This window comes from Desulfotomaculum sp., from assembly GCF_982386235.1.
This window is the reverse complement of the sequence record NZ_CEVWQM010000008.1, coordinates 1-17,914: the sequence shown is the minus strand read 5'-3', so window position 1 is coordinate 17,914 and position 17,914 is coordinate 1. Positions and strand designations below refer to the sequence as shown.

The following is a 17,914-nucleotide window of genomic DNA, read 5'->3' as shown; positions in this document are numbered from 1 at the left end:
ATGTCTGCGACACTCCCCTATTAGCATCTTAGCAGCCGGAGCAAGAACCGCCACAGGCACCGCTCTCATTCGAAGAGCAACTGCAGCTGTCTTGGGCGGGGGTATCTTCCGGAATACCCTTGAGACCTTCTTGGATTTTTCCGTTAACTTCGTTGACCACTTCATAGAATAGGGCTTGGGCGCCTAAATATTCTTTTACCAAAGGATTGGCCGTGGCCTTTTTCTCCAGTTCTTCCAAAGTTGCTATATTTTCCTCGGTAAGCTGGTGACCCATCATTTGCATCCGCTGATAGGATTGCTGCAAACTTTGAAATTCCTTAACCAAGGCGCGAGCTTCTTTGTCCATAGCCACTGCTTTTTGTGTAACCAATACTCCCTGATATTCTTCGGTGGTGGATAACTTTTTACCCAACTCGATGGCCATTTCATAAACTGACATAATTTTCACCTCCACATGTTTATTTTCTCCAATCATAAGAAAAATCCTACTAAAAAATAAATATAACTAAAACAAGAAATATCAGGGGAAAATCTGGAATAAATTGTGATTAGGAATATTATCTTTGATTATGAAGAGTAATTGAAGTAAAATAAGTAAAGGTGGTGAAACTTTCGCTGTGAGACAGTAAGAGCATCTTTACGTAATCGTCTTTTTAATGGTATAGTCTATGAGGGAAATATGTACAGGCTGATTTGTATGACATTTTAACAAAAAATCTGTCAATTTAAGAAGGAATAATTTAAGTTACACCGAATAGGCTTATTATTACCCTCATATTGAGGGGAGTTATGCCCTCATAAGGTATATATGCCATACCCTAGCCCACTCCCAATGGACTTAAATATTTACTGAAGGAGGGTTGTGGAATGTATGTAATTTCAATTAATTCCGACAAGTGTGAAGGTTGTGGCGAATGTATTGATGCTTGTCCTGCAGGTATTCTGGGCATGGTTGATGGTAAAGCAGAAGTAACTGGGGCAGAAACCGATTGCATGGGTTGTGAAACCTGTGTTGTTACTTGTCCGAACGAAGCTTGTTTACTTCAAGAGTTGTAAGCATGATCGTTAATAGGGGTGCTTGTTCTGGGCAGGGAACTGGCGTTATGGACGTGGAGACATAATACTAAATTTTTTTTTGTTGAGCTGACTAATTAGAAAATATTATGCTTTGTTTTAAATTTTAAAGGAGGTGTAGCAGTGACCTATTTCATCCTACAGATTCTTCCTTATATTTCTATTGCGGTATTAGTAATTGGGCTTCTTTACAGAATTGGCAGATGGGCCAATGGCCGCATTGTTCACAACATTACCCTGACTACCCCTGCACCAACTACTCAAACGGGTGCTGTGGTAAACATTGCTACGGAAGCAGTATTTTTCCGCAGTCTGTTTCAGGCCGATAAGGCTCTATGGAGTGGTGCATGGATTATGCACGTTGCTCTTTTTTCAGTTTTGGGCGGACACCTTGTAGGTATTGGGACACTGGGCTTGCAATTTCACTACATTGGACTGACTTCTGCGGAACTCAGTGAATATCTATCCGATTTACTGGGCACATCCTTTGGTATTTTAGTGTTATTGGGCCTGTTCTACTTACTGTATCGCAGAATGGCTATTAATGAAGTAAGACAGATATCTGCTCCCAGCGACTATGCTCACTTGATACTATTGATTGCCATTGTAACAGTGGGTGACATCATGCGCTTTGTTCCCGAATGGGGCATGCACTATGAACCAGCTCGTGATTATGTAGTAAAACTCTTAACCTTTTCGGCAATAACACCGGACATGGAAGTTATGCACAAGCCATTATTTGTAATTCACTTATTGTTGGTTCAAATTTTAGCGATGATTCTTCCCTTTAGCAAACTTTTGCATATTCCAGGCATGTTTGCTCATCGGTGGATTCTTACCCGTCCCCTTGTTGAACCAGCACCTGGTTTACCCGGCATTCCAGTAGGTGGTTCCGGTCATGCCGCTTCCAGCGGTCAATCCACTTCAGGGGGGGTGCAGTAAATGCCATTAACTGAAACTGGTTTAAAGCAACCGGTCAAAGCCAGCGCAGCGGACATGTTGAAGATTGATATCAATCCCGTGCCGGATGACCGAAAGGTTGAAGAAGCCATTAAGCACCTAAATGAATTAGGTCAAAAGTTTCGGTCTCTAATGATTACCTTTGAATCCTGTACCAAGTGTGGTGCCTGTGCAGAGAACTGCCACACATACCTTGGTACGAGGGATCCTTACAACATTCCGACCAACCGTGCAGATTTAATGCGCAAAGTTTATAAGCGCTATTTTACTCCGGAGGGTAAGTTTTTTCCTAAGTTCATCGGTGCTAAGGACTTGGAACTGGAAGATCTAGAGAAAATGTACTCTTACTACTACCAGTGCAATGAGTGCCGTCGTTGTGCTCTAGTTTGTCCCTTTGGTTTAGATACCTGTGAAGTAACCATGGCTGGTCGTCAGCTTCTGCACTGGCTGGGTATGGTACCCAAACTCCAGGCATCGGTTGGTGCGGCTATGAAGAAGACTGGCAACCATACGGGCATACCTAAGGGTGGGTTGGTTGATACTTGTGAGTTCCTGTGTGAAGACATAGTGGATGAAACGGGTGTGGACATGAAGATGCCCATAGATCAGAATGCAGACATTCTGTATATTCCTTCATCTGCGGACTTTATGTTGAATCCTAACACGATGACAGGCGTAGCCAAGTTCTTCCATTACCTGGGCGCTAACTGGACCATCAGCAGTGAGATTGCCGAGGCAGGTAACTTTGGTTTGCTGTTTGACCAGCGCCATACCTTACGTGCAAACTCTATGCGCATCATTGATGAAGCTTTAAAATATGGTTGCAAAAAGGTTGTTTGGGGTGAGTGCGGTCACGGTTGGCGTGCCGGCAAAATGTATCTCCCCGGCATGTTAGATCGTCCTGGTCGTATTCCCATTGTGCACCTGCATGATGAAGTACGTTACTACATCGAAAAGGGTGCCCTTAAGCTGAATAAAGATGTTGTTACCAGGCCGGTTACTTTACACGACCCCTGTAACTTTGGTAGAGCTTGTAATATGAGTGATACCTTGCGTGTGGTTATGAATGCTTCTGTTTCTAACTTTGTTGAAATGACGCCAAACCGTGAGCGCAACTTCTGCTGCGGCGGTGGTTCTGCCATTCTGTTCGACGATCCAGAAATGTACGATCTGCGTATCAAGTTCTCTGCCAAGAAAGCAGAGCAAGTACGTGAAACTGGCGTTGATAAAGATGGCGACGGCATTCTATGTGCTCCCTGCTCCATTTGTAAAGCACAACTTTACCCCATGGTTAAAGAACACAAGCTAGGTGTAGAAGTTAAAGGTCTGATTGACTTGGTAGGATTAGCGTTATATCCGCCTATTAATGAGTAAAAAAACATATTAAAATATTACAATATGTTTTTTCTAAAAAATATGTGCTTGTACTACTACAAAAAATATCATAAAGAGTATATAATATAAACTGGTATAAAAGTTCCGCATAAGCGGTGCTAATAAAAAAAACTCCTGGAGGTGCGCTTTTAGATGGCATTTATCGAAGTAAACGGCCAGCAATATGAAGTTGATGAGGATGGTTTCTTATTAAACCCCGACACCTGGGCAGAAGACGTTGCTAGATACTTTTGCAAAGAAGAAGGTATCGATGAGCTAACCGAAGATCACTGGAAAGTAATCAAGTACCTGCGTGACTACTTCTTCCAATTCGGTATTGCTCCCATGGTTCGTAAGCTGTGTAAAGACACCGGCTACAGCCTAAAAGGTCTTTACGAACTGTTCCCCACCGGCCCTGCTAAGGGTGCTTGTAAACTGGCTGGCCTTCCCAAGCCCACCGGTTGCGTATAAGAATAAGCAAAATGTATACGCCCTCACTTGGATCTCCCCAGGTGGGGGTGTTTCCTTTTAGCGATTAGTCTTTAGCCATTAGCTATTCGCCATAAGCCGGTGGCTATTAAAATTTTAAAATATCTTGTAGGTTATTGGCGGCGAATAGAGAATAAAAAACATGGATAGAGAAACTCTATAGCTATACCAGACAGGATCAAGCTTTTCCCTAAGTTTTGCTGATATCCCCTGCCAAGAGGGATATCATGAGAGACAGGGGCAGTCCATCCTGAGATTTTCGTTCTTTGCTGGTGTGGTTCATTAAACGATGAAAGTATAATAGCTAAAGGCTAACAGCTAAAACGAGGTGATACGTTGTCTCATATATACAAAATTCCGCGCCTGTTGGTTGGGGCACCCCAGGGACGGTCGGGGAAAACAACAATTACGGTGGGCTTGATTGCCGCGCTAACCGCTAGGGGTCTTAAGGTGCAACCCTTTAAAAAGGGGCCGGATTTTATTGATCCCAGTTGGTTAACAAAGGTTGCCGGTTCTACCTGCCGTAATTTAGATAGCTACTTGATGGAGAGAAATGCCATCCGGCGAAATTTTATAAAGCACGCCCAAGGGTCCGACTTGGCCATTATTGAGGGGGCTATGGGCCTTTTCGATGGAGTTGATGTTGAGGGCAGCGGTAGTGCAGGTGAACTCGCTAAGATTGTCCAAGCACCTGTGCTGCTAGTAATTAATTGTACGAGAATGACTCGTAGTGTGGCGGCCATGGTGAATGGTTTTGCTCACTTTGATCCGGATGTCAAAGTGGGTGGGGTAATATTAAATCAAGTGGCCCGGAGTCGCCATGAAAAAATGCTTAAATCATCTATTGAAAAATATTGTAGTGTGCCCGTGTTGGGTGTTATGCCGAAGGGAGAGCAATTTTCCATCCCGGACCGACACCTGGGCCTAATCCCTGCGGGAGAAAACGATGCCTTGATGGAAGCCGTACAAAAAATTGGTACTGCTGCAGCCCAATACTTGGATATAGACGGTATTATTAAAATGACCAGGCATTGGCCCGAGCTGGAGGAAGAACAGCCTATTAGCAAACCCGTAGAGATAAAATGGCTAAACCGGCTAGAGCCTTCGCCTGGGGGAGATAAACCAATAATCGGCGTAATTCGTGATCGGTCCTTTTCTTTTTATTATCCGGAAAACCTTGAGGCATTGGTAGAAGCTGGCGCTAAGTTGCTTGAAATCAGTGCTATTTCAGATCAAATGCTGCCAGCCATTGATGCTCTTTATATAGGCGGGGGCTTCCCGGAAATCTTGGCCCAAGAACTTCAGGCTAACCATTCCTTTCGGAAACATTTAAAGCAAATGATTGAACAGGGCTTGCCAGTCTATGCAGAATGCGGTGGGCTCATGTACTTGGGTCGGCATATACATTGGGAAGGCAAATCCTTTGAAATGGTCGGTGCCCTGCCATTGGAAGTAGAAATGATTAAAAAACCCCAGGGCCACGGTTATATGCACCTAGAGGTGCTGCCCGGTACCCCTTACTACCCCACGGGTAAAATCGTTAAAGGACATGAGTTTCATAACTCCCGGGTGATTGATGTGGACACCACCAATTGTAATTTTGCATTTAAGGTATTGCGCGGTCACGGAATCAATGGTGAGTATGATGGGATACGCTATAAAAATGTGCTGGCCCTTTATAATCACATCCATGCTGTGGCTGAAACCGACTGGGCTCAGTATTTTGTAAAATTGGCAAAGGATTGGAAAAGGTAGCCCTTTGCATTAATCCTCGGAGCACAAGGGGACGGTTCTTTTGTGTTGTTCTGTAGAACAACACAAAAGAACCGTCCCCTTGTGCTTCCCTTGTGCTTTTAGAAATTCTCGGAGTTTTTCTTTTTGAGCTCCACATAATTTTCAAGCCCTGAGGAAAAATAACAAAAAAAGTAGGGGTGAAATAGATGCAGTGGGGACTTAGGAAAAAATACTTAATTTGGCTTTTAACTGTTGTCTTTTTAGGCAGTATCGCAGGATATGCTTTTGCCCAGGATGATGTATTATATTGGGGCAGCAGTGGTACCAAGGTAAGGGCAGTGCAGCAGAGGTTAAAGGACTGGGGTTACTATGATGGACCGGTTGACGGTTATTTCAGTGGAAAAACAGCCTCAGCCGTAAGGAAATTTCAGGCCCGCCATGGCTTAACCGCGGATGGTTTAGTGGGACAGAAAACCTTCAGTGCCATGGGATTATACACGCCCCCAAAGAAGACTACCTATACCGTTAAATCATCGGGTACGATTGCTTATGTGGGAAATGATCATAATGTCAATTTATTAGCCCGGGTTATTATGGGAGAAGCTGCGGATGAACCCTATGTTGGAAAAGTGGCAGTGGGTGCGGTTATACTCAATCGGACGAAGCATAGCAGTTTTCCCCAAACAATGGCTGGCGTAATATATCAACCCTTGGCCTTTGAATCTGTAGCTAACGGCCAGTATAATAGGGCAGTAACTGCCGATGCCATTCGGGCCGCCCAGGACGCTTTAGCTGGGTATGACCCCACTGGAGGTGCAACATTTTTCTGGAATCCCTATAAACCAGTGAGTAAATGGATCTGGTCCCGTAAAATCGTAACACAGATTGGAAATCATGTCTTTGGATTATAGGAAGGGGTACGCTTATGAAGAGATGGGGTTTGCCTGCCCTAGTGGGGCTGTTGATTTTAGCTGTGGCTGGTTTTTGGGGCTATAGAGAGTACCAAAATAAAGTGGTATTAGAGAACTACCTTAATAGTCGATATCAAATGTCTTTCTATAACTTGATTAACCGGGTGCAAAACATGGAGGTTTTGCTTGGTAAAACATTGGCAACTGCAGGGGATACGGATAACACTTTAATCTTTTCGGAAATTTGGCTGCAGGCAGAGGGAGCGAGGGAAAATCTTACCCAATTGCCACTGACTTCCGATATAGTGGGACGAACCGCCAAATTCTTAGCCCAATCTGGTGATTTTGCTAGAGTGGAAGTTAAGAAAATTACCAGTGGACAGTCTCTGGCCGATGAGGAATTTAATATTTTAAACAGCCTTTACCGACAGGCCTCCCAATTAAACAGGGATTTGCAAAGCATGGAGCGGCAGGTAGCTGACGGCAGACTTACTGTTGCGGAAATTACTCAATCAGCAAGGCAAGAGTTGGATAAAGGGGCACCCACAGGGGGGTCTAGTAACTTCCAAAGCATTGACCAACAAATGCAAGGCTTTCCGACCCTCATTTATGACGGTCCCTTTTCAGATCACCTGGACAGAGCTGCGCCGGTTGGTTTAGGAAACGAACCGACAAGTGCCGATGAAGCTAGAAACATAGCCAGAAAATTTGTGGATATTCCAGATGATGAATCCTACCGGGCCCAAGTAGCCGGTCGTACGAAAGAAAAAATACCCGGCTATACCATCGAATTGATCCCCCGGAACGGCCAAGCCGGACGTATCGTAGGTAATGTCAGTGATAAAGGCGGTAAAATAGTCTGGTATATGGACAGTAGAACGATTGGTGCACCCAAGCTTTCCATTGATCAAGCAAGGGATAAAGCACTAAACTTTCTAGAATCAAGGGGTTATCAAAATACTGTTAATGTTTATCATCAGACCCAGGACAATCGCGTAATTTTTAATTTTATACCACAAGAACGGGGAGTTGTACTCTATCCGGATCAATTAAAAGTCAGTGTGGCTTTGGACGATGGCCAAATTATTGGCTTTGACGCCCGGGGGTACCTCATGGCCCACAAGGAAAGAGATATTCCGGCACCCAAAATTAGTGACAGTGAGGCCAGAGGAAAGGTAAACAAGAGAATGGCAATTACCAGGACAAGATTGGCCATTATTCCAACGGATGATGGGAAAGAAAGATTCTCCTATGAAATTACCGGGGATATTAACGGGGAAACTTATTTGGTCTATGTAAACGCCATCACGGGTAAAACGGATAATGTATTAAAATTAATTGAGCAAAAAAATGGAATTTTAACAATGTAAATTGACAGAGTATAAAGTGAATGATACACTTAATCTACATTACAAGAAAATCGATGATGGGGAAGAAAGCAATGTTAATTGTTGCAGCGAGCCGGGGCAGGTGCAAGCCCGGCCAATGGAGTTGCTAGGCCACCCCAGAGAGCTAGCCGAAATTCAAAGTAAGCTTTGCCGGTTCTCTTCGCCGTTACCGAAGACCGAGTGGGTTACCCAGTAAACGGGGTAATCAATTAGGGTGGTACCACGGAAACATAAACTCCGTCCCTTCTTTAGGGATGGGGTTTTTTATTTTACATGGAGGTGCATGAAATGTTAGAAATTTTAGGATTACTACAATGCAACAGTCGCTTAACTGCCAAGGAAATAGCGGTTATGACGGGAAGATCAGAAGAAGAAGTAAAAATGATTATTGAAAAATTGGAAGCAGACAAAACAATTATTAAATACTTTACCCTAATCAATTGGGAAAAAGCGGGAGTTGAAAGAGTAAATGCCCTGATCGAAGTAAGGATGACACCCCAACGGGATGTTGGCTTTAACTCCGTAGCCGAACGCATTTACCGCTTCCCGGAAGTTAAAAATGTTTATCTCATGTCCGGAGCCTATGATTTGGCAGTATTTATTGAAGGGAAAACCATGAAAGAGGTAGCCCTTTTCGTAGCAACAAAATTAGCCACCATCGAAAATGTACTCAGCACGGCAACTCACTTTGTCTTAAAAACCTACAAGCAGGATGGCTTTATTTTTGAAGATCGTGAGACGGATCAAAGGCTGGTGATTCAACCTTGAGTAACAAGTGGAGCGACTATATTAACCCAGCGGTAAAAATGATACCACCCTCCGGCATTAGAAAATTTTTTGATCTAGCTGCGGAGATGGAGGGAGTAATATCCCTAGGCGTGGGTGAACCCGACTTTGTTACACCCTGGCATATCCGGGAATCCTGTGTCTACTCTTTAAACAGGGGCAGAACCAGTTACACCAGCAACCACGGTCTGTTGGAGCTAAGGGAAGAAATTGTCCAATATATGGGGAGTCAGGGGGTCCACTATGACCCCAGGAAAGAAGTTTTGGTTACAGTGGGCGTTAGTGAGGCATTGGATATTGCCTTACGCACCTTGATTAGCCCCGGAGATGAAGTGATTATACCCACACCCTGCTATGTATCCTATATACCCTGCACAACCCTGGCGGGTGGAGTGCCTGTTACCGTGGCCACCAGTATGGAGGATAACTTCCGACTAACTGCCGATAAATTGGAGGCGGCCATTACACCTAAATCCAAGGTATTGCTTCTGTGCTTCCCAAACAATCCCACTGGGGCCATTATGGATAAAGAAACCCTGCTGCAAATTGCCCAGTTGGTAGAAAAACACGACCTCTTGGTAATAGCCGATGAAATATACGAAAGGCTCACCTATCATGGCCAACATACCTGCTTTGCCTCACTGCCGGGTATGAGGGACCGTACCATTATCCTAAACGGTTTTTCCAAGGCCTATGCCATGACTGGCTGGCGGTTAGGTTATGCGGTAGGCCATGAAGACTTCATTGCCGCCATGACGAAGATTCACCAATATACCATGCTTTGTGCACCTGTTACAGCGCAATATGCCGCCCTAGAGGCACTGCGTAATGGAAAAACTGCTGTGGATAATATGGTGGACCAATACAACCGCCGCCGTCGTTTGGTGGTGCATGGCTTTAAGGAAATTGGCTTACCCTGCTTTGAGCCAGGGGGTGCCTTCTATGCCTTCCCTTATATAGGTGATACGGGTCTAACTGCCGCTGAATTTGCAGAAAACCTATTAATGGAAGAAAAGGTAGCAGTTGTACCGGGTGATGTCTTTGGTCCCGGCGGAGAAGGCTGCGTTCGCTGCTCCTACGCCTCTTCGGTGGAAGACCTAACCGAAGCCATTAAAAGAATCGGTCGCTTTATCAAACGTCATGGTATAAATGCAACCAAACAAGTATATATTTAATTAGTTCCTAACAAAACCACCGGTACCAGCCGGTGGTTTTTACTAGCCATTAGCTATCTATCCTGAAAAGTGGTCGTGAGCCATGGGCTTGTAGGCTGCCTCTGGTCGCCCGTTACCGCTGAAATTGCTAAAAGCTAAATAAAAATCAAAAAAGATTCTTATAACTTATTGCAGAAAATGACATAACCATATAAAATATATCCTAATGTTGCATTAATTAGGGAGGTGGTAGGTAGGACGGTAGGTGATTTTGGTTCTGTAGGACAGTGGGTTGGAGAATGGTTAGGTAGTTAGGTAGCTATTTGGTTACTTGGTTATTTTGTAGGTAGGTAAGAAAAAGCAATTAGGGTAGCAAAGAAGTAGGAATGAATGCACACAAATGTAGAACGGGAGGAAGGAAGAATGAAAGGGATATTTTTGACCCTTTTTATAGGGTTTCTTTTATTTATTGGGCTTTTTTGCATGAGAGGCAACAAAACCCTCAATGATTTTTTTCTAGGGGGTAGATCCGTTGGGCCTTGGCTTTCAGCCTTTGCCTTTGGCACAACCTATTTTTCGGCGGTCATTTTTATTGGCTATGCCGGTAAGGTGGGCTGGGGCTTTGGTTTATCTACTCTTTGGATTGTGGTGGGCAATACACTTTTAGGGAGCTTGTTGGCCTGGTGGGTATTGGCCAAACGAACCCGACAGATGACGGTTCGTTTAAATGCACTAACAATGCCACAATTTCTCGAGGCAAGATACCAGGCACCCGGTTTCAAGATGTTTGCTGCCGGGATTATTTTTGTCTTTATGATCCCTTACTCTGCATCGGTATTTATGGGCTTAAGCTATCTATTTGAACAAGTTTTTAGCATTTCCTATACCTTCGCAGCCATTGGCATGGCGGTTTTAACCGCTATGTACCTGGTAACTGGCGGCTATAGAGCGGTAGCCCTGACCGATGTGGTGCAGGGAACCGTTATGATTTTCGGTGTTTTTACCTTGCTTTACTATGTTTTAGGAGCACCTCAGGTTGGTGGCTTAGGGCAGGTTGTAAGTAAATTACAGGCCATAGATCCAAAGCTGGTAGCACCTGTGGGGGCGCCAGGCTGGTTACCCATTGCTTCCCTCGTCATTTTGACCAGTTTAGGTACCTGGGGCCTACCCCAAATGGTACAAAAATTTTACGCTATCAAGGATGAAGCAGCCATTCGTCCAGCCACCATTGTATCCACTCTATTTGCTCTGGTAATTACAACAGGAGCTTACTTTACAGGCAGCTTATCGCGGCTGTTTTTTGATAAGGTCCCGGTGGATGCCCTAACCGGCAAACCGAATCCGGATCTGCTGATTCCGCAGATGCTGATGAACATCATGCCGGAATGGGCAGTAACCTTGCTTTTGTTACTGGTGCTTTCTGCATCCATGTCCACCTTGGCATCCTTGGTCTTGGTGTCTAGTTCAGCAGTAACCATTGATATTATACAGGGCCTATCGCCAAAGCTTCCCGATAGACGGAAAGTTGGTTTAATGAGGTTCTTTTGTTTGGTATTTATTGCTTTATCCGTGACCCTTGCTCTGGCCAAGCCAACCATTATATTAAGTCTAATGGCTATCTCCTGGGGAACCATCGCCGGAACATTTCTGGCCCCCTATGTGATCGGTCTGTATTGGCGGAAGGCCACGGCCAAAGGGGCTTGGCTTGCTTCCCTTACGGGGCTAACCATTTCGATCATCTTTAGCTTCTACGTCAAGCTGGATGCCGGACTGATTCCTACGGTGGGGGTTTTGGCCATGCTGGTTCCTTTAGTGGTATTGCCTCTGGTTAGTATGGTCACAGAGCCATTGCCAGAAAGTCACCTGAGGCAGGTATTTGGTAAGGATTTCCCCACGGGAATAAGGGGCGTCAAAAATAAAAAGGTGGAACAGCTATGATCTGGAATGAACAGTTAGAAACCATCAGCCGGGAGGAATTGCAAAATCTGCAAGCCTCCCGGCTTCGGCAAACCGTAACGAATGTCTATGAAAATGTACCTTATTACAGAGAACTCTTTAGCCAGCATGGAGTGAGCCCGGAGGATGTTAATGGGATAGACGATATAACGAAACTGCCCTTTACCACCAAGGCATCCTTACGTGACAATTATCCCTTTAATATGTTTGCCGTACCGATGAAAAAGGTGGTGCGTCTCCATGCTTCCTCTGGAACCACTGGCAAACCCACGGTTGTAGGGTATACCCGTAATGATATCGAAACCTGGTCCGAGCTAGTGGCCCGGATGGTTACGGCCGCCGGGGTTAGCGATGAAGATGTGGCTCAGGTCAGCTTTGGCTACGGTCTGTTTACCGGGGCCTTTGGATTGCACTACGGCCTGGAAAAGGTAGGGGCAACCGTGGTACCTGCTTCTACCGGCAAGACAGAAAAACAAATTATGCTAATGCAGGATTTTGGGGCAACTACCCTAATTGGTACTCCTTCCTACGCCCTGCACATGGCAGAGGTGGCCAGGGAAATGGGGATAAACCCCAAATCCGTAGGCCTAAAAATAGGCCTGTTTGGTTCAGAACCATGGACTGAAAGCATCCGAACTGAGCTTGAAGAAGCCTGGGGCTTATTTGCCACCGACAATTATGGCCTTAGTGAGATTATTGGGCCGGGTGTAGCAGGTGAATGTCAAGAACGAAGGGGTATGCATATTTCCGAAGACCATTTTTTGGTTGAGGTGATTGATCCGGAAACCGGCGAATCCGTACCGGATGGTACAGAAGGTGAGTTGGTTATTACTAGCCTGACCAAGGAAGCACTGCCCATTATACGTTACCGTACCAGGGATATCACAGTAAAAACCACAGAGCCCTGCGCCTGCGGCAGATCCACAGCCCGCTTGCGTAAAGTAAGCGGCAGAACAGATGACATGTTAATTATCAGCGGCGTCAACGTCTTTCCATCCCAGATTGAGGATGCCCTGTTAGCCATAGATGGGGTTGCCCCCCATTATCAGTTAATCGTAACAAAGAAAGGCTATCTGGATGTATTGGAAGTTCAGGTGGAAATGAAAGATACCGCCTTTACCGGTAATTGGCGGGATCTTGAGAGGTTAGAAGGGAAGGTTCGAGCCCACTTGCAAGCAGTACTTTCCATTGGTCCCAAGGTGAAATTTCTCGAACCTCGTTCCCTGGAACGTACAGCAGGAAAAGCAAAGCGAGTAATCGACTTGAGAAATAAATAGACCTTATTATGGGAGGTTGAAGCCATGAAGGAACTACTTTCCGGCAACTCTGCCATTGCCCGGGGTGCCTATGAGTCGGGTATCACGGTTGGTGCGGGCTACCCGGGCACACCCAGTACAGAGATTTTAGAGAATTTTGCCAAGTACCCAGATGTTTATGCTCAGTGGTCGCCCAATGAAAAAGTGGCCCTAGAAGTCGGTGCCGGGGCATCTATAGCCGGGGCCAGAGTTTTGGTGACCATGAAGCACGTAGGTGTTAACGTGGCCGCAGATCCGTTGTTTACCTTGGCTTATACCGGTGTCAGCGGAGGACTCATTCTAGTGTCTGCCGATGACCCAGGTATGCACAGTTCCCAAAATGAGCAGGACAACCGCTATTATGCTTTGATGAACAAAATTCCCTGTTTAGAGCCTTGCGACAGCCAGGAAGCCAAGGATATGGTAGCCCTGGGATTGGAGATTAGTGAGCAGTTTGATACGCCTGTATTACTCAGGGTAACCACGCGGGTTTCTCACTCCCAGAGCTTTGTCGAAATCAAGGAGCCAAGCCCCAGAGACCTACGGCCCTATGCCAAAGACCCCTTAAAGTATGTTATGGTGCCAGCTCATGGACGCCTGCGCCGGGTCTTTTTGGAAGAAAGAATGGCACGGTTAAAGGAATACAGTGAGAATAGTCCTTTAAACTTTATCGAGTGGAAAGATACGAATATTGGTGTTATTACCAGTGGCATTAGCTATGATTACGTCCAGGAAGTATTGCCCCAGGCTTCAATTTTGAAATTAGGCCTGACCAACCCATTGCCGGAAAATCTTATTAAACAATTTGCGGCCGGGGTAGACAAACTTTTTGTTATCGAGGAACTAGAACCCTTTTTAGAAGCACAAATCAAGGCCATGGGCATTAAGGTAATTGGCAAAGAATTGTTCCCTTCCTACGGGGAATTTAGTTCCGCACTGATTGCTAACAGCTTAGCCAAGGCTGGCATTGACGTAGCTGAGGAATTTCAAATAAAAGATCAGGCCGGCAAGGAAGCTGCGGCCACTGCTGAACCACTGCCAGGGAGGCCACCGGTTCTGTGTGCTGGTTGTCCTCACCGGGCTGTATTCTACACACTGAAAAGACAAAAATTAGTAGTTAGTGGTGACATTGGTTGTTATACACTGGGCAGCTTAAGCCCGCTAAGTGCCATAGATACCTGTATTTGCATGGGAGCCAGTGTAGGGGCTGCTCTGGGTATGGAAAAAGCCAACCCTGAGATGGGCCGTAAAACCGTTGCCGTCATTGGTGACAGTACCTTCATGCATTCAGGGATCACTGGCTTAATGGATGTTGTTTATAACGGTGGAACATTGACTGTACTGATTCTGGATAACAGAACCACTGCCATGACCGGTCATCAGGAAAACCCGGGCACCGGTTCGACCCTGATGGGCAAACCTGCCCCACAGGTGGATTTAGAGGGCATTGCCAGGGCTGTGGGGGTTAAACGGGTAAGAATTGTCGACCCGTCGAATTTAAAGGAATTGGATCAGGCCATTAAAGAAGAAGTGGCAGCTTTGGAGCCATCCGTTATTATCGTTAGACAGCCCTGCGTTTTGCTTAAAGGGACGGTCATCTCTGAACCGGTGGAAGTGGACAATGACCTATGTATTAACTGTGGCGTATGTCTAAACCTTGGTTGTCCAGCCATCAGCCGCCAAGAAGACACGGTTAGTGTTTCGGCCATTCAGTGTAGGGGCTGTGGTCTTTGTATTCAAGTTTGCAACAAAAAAGCCCTAAAAAAGCGGGGTGAACAAAATGCTTAAGCCAGTAAATATTTTACTAGTTGGTGTGGGTGGACAGGGAACCATTTTAGCCACCCGTATCTTAGCCAAGGCAGCCCAGGATGCCGGCTATGATATCAAGGTATCAGAAATTAAAGGCATGTCCCAGCGGGGCGGCAGTGTGGTCACTCAAGTTCGCCTGGGGCAAAGGGTTTATTCACCCTTAATTGCTGAGGGGAATGCGGATGTCATTTTAGCCTTTGAAAAAATGGAGGCTCTCCGTTGGCTCCCCTATTTAAAAGATGGTGGCAGCATTATTGTTAACGATCAGGCCATTGCCCCAGTGCCAGTTTTGTCTGGTGCAGCGGTTTATCCTGAAGATTGCTTGGAGCGAGTTGTGAAATTGGCCCCCAATACAATTGTTGTAGATGCATTGAATGTCGCTCTGCAGTGTGGGAATCCAAAGGTTATCAATGTGGTATTGGTTGGCCTTTTGGCAAAGAAACTTCCGATTGACAAAGAGTTATGGCTAAATGCCCTGAAAACCCGTGTGCCGGAAAAATTTATTGATGTAAATATGAAAGCCTTTGCAGAGGGTTACAACCTATAGGTGTTTTTTAGCCGACCGCTTTAGGAGACTTAAGCTAGGCCATGAGCCTTTAAGGGTCTTTAGCTCATGGCCTAGAATATAAGACAGACAAAAATTGTTAAAGTCAACAGAAAAACCTACAAGACAACCTAAGCGGGATGTGCTATAATGGGTCTCGTGGTCAGGAAATTAGCAGCCGAACAGCAAGAAGGCATTGCTTCAAGATTGACCAATTAATTAATAAACATCATAAAGTTTTGCCGCAATTCAGATTTTGCAAAAAACTCTGCCTTCTGCATGTCGGATTAGCTGTTGACAGACTAGGAGGACAGGTGTAAAATTTATGTGAAATATAAATGTTTACAGTTGATCTGGATTGTGCAAATTTAGACAACGTATTGCCTGCATCTTCGTGTTGGACAAGTTTGTCTTTTTTTGTCTAACTAACTAGATTTAAGCAACTTGTAAGGGTTGAACTAGATTTAGTGATAAGAGGCCGGCTGTGCCATTATGGCGGGATAGATACTATCCTTTTTACAAAAAAACGGAGGTGAACTTAATGACCGATACCAAGAAGACTCCTCTCTTGGACGAACTCGAGAAAGGCCCGTGGCCTAGTTTCGTAACAGAAATTAAAAAAGCCGCTGCCAACAACCTTTCTTCCCAAGACCTGCTGGGTCAGTTGGAGCTTTCCTACGTAGAAAAGAAAGCCCACTGGAAACACGGTGGTCTGGTAGGTGTTATGGGTTATGGTGGTGGTGTAATCGGTCGCTACTCTGACGTACCCGAGCAATTCCCCAACGTAGAACACTTCCACACCGTACGTTTGAACCAACCTTCCGGTTGGTACTACAACACCAAGGCTTTACGCCAGGTGTGCGATGTTTGGGAGAAATACGGCTCTGGTCTGACCAACCTGCATGGTTCCACTGGTGACATGGTACTATTAGGGACAACCACTGAAAACATCCAAACCATTTTTAACGAAGTTTCTAACTTTGAAGCGCATCCAATGGATTTAGGTGGATCTGGTTCCAACCTGCGTACCCCCAGTTGCTGTGCTGGTCCCGCTCGTTGCGAATTTGCAATGATCGACACCTTGGATCTCTGTCATGATCTGACCAACGAGTTCCAAGATTACCTGCACCGTCCCATGTGGCCTTACAAGTCCAAAATTAAGATTTCTGGTTGCCCCAACGACTGCGTAGCTTCTATCGCTCGTTCTGACATCTCTATCCAGGGTACCTGGAGAGACGATATCAAGATCAATCAAGAAGCTGTACGTGAGTATGTTGCCGGCGGTTTTGATATTGATGGTCTGGTTGTTTCCAAGTGCCCCACCAAGTGCATGGCTTGGGATGGCAACGAACTAACCATTGACAACGCTAACTGCACCCGTTGCATGCACTGCATTAACAAAATGTGCAAAGCATTACGTCCTGGGGACGATCGTGGCGCTACCATCCTAATCGGTGGTAAAGCTCCTATTCTTCAAGGTGCTATGATGGGTTGGGTAATCGTTCCCTTCATGAAGCTTGAGTCTGGCTCCGGCTATGAAGAACTCAAAGAGTTCTTAGAAAAAGTCTGGGAGTGGTGGGATGAAAACGGTAAGACCCGTGAGCGTATTGGTGAACTGATCCTTCGCTTGGGTATGCGTAACTTCCTGCGTGCTATTGAAGTCGAGCCCATTCCTCAAATGGTTATGGCTCCTCGTGCAAACCCATTCTTCTTCTGGTGGCCTGAAGAAACCGTTCAGGACTAATTTGAATAATATGCAGGCTGATGCCGCATAAAATAATGAAATGGGGAGAGGTGAACCACATTGGCACAAGCAAGAACTGACATTGGACCGCCGCTCTATAAGGAAATGTTGCCGCCCGTTATCCTAGAGAACTATGGTAAATGGCAGTATCATGAAATCTTAAAGCCCGGCGTGCTCGTACACGTTTCTGAAACCGGAGCTAAGCTGTACACCGTACGCGCTGGTTCTCCGCGTTTGATTAGTATTTACTTCATTCGCGAAGTATGTGACTTAGCAGACAAATACTGTGATGGTTACCTGAGATTTACCAGCCGTCACAACATCGAGTTCCTATTATCTGACGAAGCTAAGGTCGATGCTCTTATTGCAGATCTAAGCGCGATTGGTGTTCCCGTTGGTGGTACTGGCAACTCCATTACCAACATCGTACACACCCAAGGTTGGGTACACTGCCATACCCCTGCCACCGATGCCTCCGGTATCGTTAAAGCCGTAATGGATGAACTGTTTGAATACTTCACCACCATGAAGCTGCCTGCCAAGATGAGAATCGCTCTGGCTTGCTGTTTGAACATGTGCGGTGCTGTACACTGCTCTGACATTGCGATCCTGGGTATTCACAGAACCGTACCCAAAATTGACCACGAAAACCTGCACAAACTGTGCGAAATCCCAACCCTGACTGCTAGCTGCCCC

15 protein-coding genes, 1 pseudogene and 1 other annotated feature are annotated in these 17,914 nt (G+C 45.6%); of the genes and pseudogenes, 15 read left to right on the top strand and 1 reads right to left on the bottom strand.

Annotated features, from left to right (window positions below; all coding sequences use genetic code 11):
• Window positions 1-28: 28 nt before the first annotated feature.
• Complete coding sequence (locus tag AC1U9Z_RS06400) at window positions 29-439, bottom strand: YlbF/YmcA family competence regulator (protein ID WP_333531540.1); 411 nt, start codon at window positions 437-439, stop codon at window positions 29-31.
• Between the two features lie 428 nt (window positions 440-867).
• Between AC1U9Z_RS06400 and AC1U9Z_RS06395 the strand changes: the two genes are divergently transcribed.
• From AC1U9Z_RS06395 to AC1U9Z_RS06325, 15 genes and pseudogenes are all read left to right on the top strand, one after another.
• On the top strand, window positions 868-1,056 hold the full coding sequence (locus AC1U9Z_RS06395) for a 4Fe-4S dicluster domain-containing protein (protein WP_333531541.1): 189 nt from the start codon (window positions 868-870) through the stop codon (window positions 1,054-1,056).
• A 141-nt stretch (window positions 1,057-1,197) separates the two neighbouring features.
• A complete protein-coding gene (locus tag AC1U9Z_RS06390; protein ID WP_479956440.1) occupies window positions 1,198-2,016 on the top strand; it encodes a respiratory nitrate reductase subunit gamma in 819 nt (272 codons plus the stop codon).
• A complete protein-coding gene (locus AC1U9Z_RS06385; RefSeq protein WP_333531543.1) occupies window positions 2,017-3,408 on the top strand; it encodes a (Fe-S)-binding protein in 1,392 nt (463 codons plus the stop codon). It begins immediately after the preceding gene.
• Window positions 3,409-3,561: 153 nt separating this feature from the next.
• Window positions 3,562-3,879: a TusE/DsrC/DsvC family sulfur relay protein gene (locus AC1U9Z_RS06380; RefSeq protein WP_333531544.1), complete on the top strand. Its 318-nt coding sequence runs from the start codon at window positions 3,562-3,564 to the stop codon at window positions 3,877-3,879.
• A gap of 354 nt (window positions 3,880-4,233) precedes the next feature.
• Complete coding sequence (locus tag AC1U9Z_RS06375; protein ID WP_333531545.1) at window positions 4,234-5,652, top strand: cobyrinic acid a,c-diamide synthase CobB; 1,419 nt, start codon at window positions 4,234-4,236, stop codon at window positions 5,650-5,652.
• A gap of 185 nt (window positions 5,653-5,837) precedes the next feature.
• Complete coding sequence (gene sleB / locus AC1U9Z_RS06370) at window positions 5,838-6,542, top strand: spore cortex-lytic enzyme (protein WP_479956438.1); 705 nt, start codon at window positions 5,838-5,840, stop codon at window positions 6,540-6,542.
• Between the two features lie 14 nt (window positions 6,543-6,556).
• On the top strand, window positions 6,557-7,912 hold the full coding sequence (gene ypeB, locus AC1U9Z_RS06365) for a germination protein YpeB (protein ID WP_333531548.1): 1,356 nt from the start codon (window positions 6,557-6,559) through the stop codon (window positions 7,910-7,912).
• Window positions 7,913-7,956: 44 nt separating this feature from the next.
• Window positions 7,957-8,178: a binding site (T-box leader), on the top strand.
• A gap of 40 nt (window positions 8,179-8,218) precedes the next feature.
• Window positions 8,219-8,698, top strand: a complete 480-nt coding sequence (locus AC1U9Z_RS06360) for an Lrp/AsnC family transcriptional regulator (protein WP_333531549.1) — start codon at window positions 8,219-8,221, stop codon at window positions 8,696-8,698.
• A gap of 38 nt (window positions 8,699-8,736) precedes the next feature.
• Window positions 8,737-9,891, top strand: coding sequence for an aminotransferase class I/II-fold pyridoxal phosphate-dependent enzyme (locus AC1U9Z_RS06355; protein ID WP_479956530.1), 1,155 nt, complete (start codon window positions 8,737-8,739; stop codon window positions 9,889-9,891).
• Between the two features lie 402 nt (window positions 9,892-10,293).
• Window positions 10,294-11,808: a sodium:solute symporter family protein gene (locus AC1U9Z_RS06350; RefSeq protein ID WP_333531550.1), complete on the top strand. Its 1,515-nt coding sequence runs from the start codon at window positions 10,294-10,296 to the stop codon at window positions 11,806-11,808.
• Complete coding sequence (locus AC1U9Z_RS06345) at window positions 11,805-13,103, top strand: phenylacetate--CoA ligase family protein (protein ID WP_479956435.1); 1,299 nt, start codon at window positions 11,805-11,807, stop codon at window positions 13,101-13,103. Before AC1U9Z_RS06350 ends, AC1U9Z_RS06345 begins: the two co-directional genes overlap by 4 nt.
• Before the next feature lie 24 nt (window positions 13,104-13,127).
• Window positions 13,128-14,909, top strand: a complete 1,782-nt coding sequence (iorA, locus tag AC1U9Z_RS06340; RefSeq protein ID WP_479956433.1) for an indolepyruvate ferredoxin oxidoreductase subunit alpha — start codon at window positions 13,128-13,130, stop codon at window positions 14,907-14,909.
• Complete coding sequence (locus AC1U9Z_RS06335; RefSeq protein WP_479956431.1) at window positions 14,902-15,477, top strand: indolepyruvate oxidoreductase subunit beta; 576 nt, start codon at window positions 14,902-14,904, stop codon at window positions 15,475-15,477. The genes iorA and AC1U9Z_RS06335 overlap by 8 nt, the downstream gene beginning before the upstream one ends.
• Window positions 15,478-16,015: 538 nt before the next feature.
• Window positions 16,016-17,218, top strand: coding sequence for a dissimilatory-type sulfite reductase subunit alpha (gene dsrA, locus AC1U9Z_RS06330; RefSeq protein WP_333531554.1), 1,203 nt, complete (start codon window positions 16,016-16,018; stop codon window positions 17,216-17,218).
• Between the two features lie 60 nt (window positions 17,219-17,278).
• Window positions 17,279-17,914, top strand: a pseudogene (locus AC1U9Z_RS06325) (dissimilatory-type sulfite reductase subunit beta); the annotation flags it as partial.

Bases quoted from the DNA above. Each gene is read 5' to 3' on its own strand.
- AC1U9Z_RS06400 (WP_333531540.1), bottom strand. From the start codon at position 439: ATGTCAGTTTATGAAATGGCCATCGAGTTGGGTAAAAAGTTATCCACC.
- AC1U9Z_RS06395 (WP_333531541.1), top strand. From the start codon at position 868: ATGTATGTAATTTCAATTAATTCCGACAAGTGTGAAGGTTGTGGCGAA.
- AC1U9Z_RS06385 (WP_333531543.1), top strand. From the start codon at position 2,017: ATGCCATTAACTGAAACTGGTTTAAAGCAACCGGTCAAAGCCAGCGCA.
- AC1U9Z_RS06380 (WP_333531544.1), top strand. From the start codon at position 3,562: ATGGCATTTATCGAAGTAAACGGCCAGCAATATGAAGTTGATGAGGAT.
- sleB (WP_479956438.1), top strand. From the start codon at position 5,838: ATGCAGTGGGGACTTAGGAAAAAATACTTAATTTGGCTTTTAACTGTT.
- ypeB (WP_333531548.1), top strand. From the start codon at position 6,557: ATGAAGAGATGGGGTTTGCCTGCCCTAGTGGGGCTGTTGATTTTAGCT.
- AC1U9Z_RS06360 (WP_333531549.1), top strand. From the start codon at position 8,219: ATGTTAGAAATTTTAGGATTACTACAATGCAACAGTCGCTTAACTGCC.
- AC1U9Z_RS06355 (WP_479956530.1), top strand. From the start codon at position 8,737: ATGATACCACCCTCCGGCATTAGAAAATTTTTTGATCTAGCTGCGGAG.
- AC1U9Z_RS06350 (WP_333531550.1), top strand. From the start codon at position 10,294: ATGAAAGGGATATTTTTGACCCTTTTTATAGGGTTTCTTTTATTTATT.
- AC1U9Z_RS06345 (WP_479956435.1), top strand. From the start codon at position 11,805: ATGATCTGGAATGAACAGTTAGAAACCATCAGCCGGGAGGAATTGCAA.
- iorA (WP_479956433.1), top strand. From the start codon at position 13,128: ATGAAGGAACTACTTTCCGGCAACTCTGCCATTGCCCGGGGTGCCTAT.
- AC1U9Z_RS06335 (WP_479956431.1), top strand. From the start codon at position 14,902: ATGCTTAAGCCAGTAAATATTTTACTAGTTGGTGTGGGTGGACAGGGA.
- dsrA (WP_333531554.1), top strand. From the start codon at position 16,016: ATGACCGATACCAAGAAGACTCCTCTCTTGGACGAACTCGAGAAAGGC.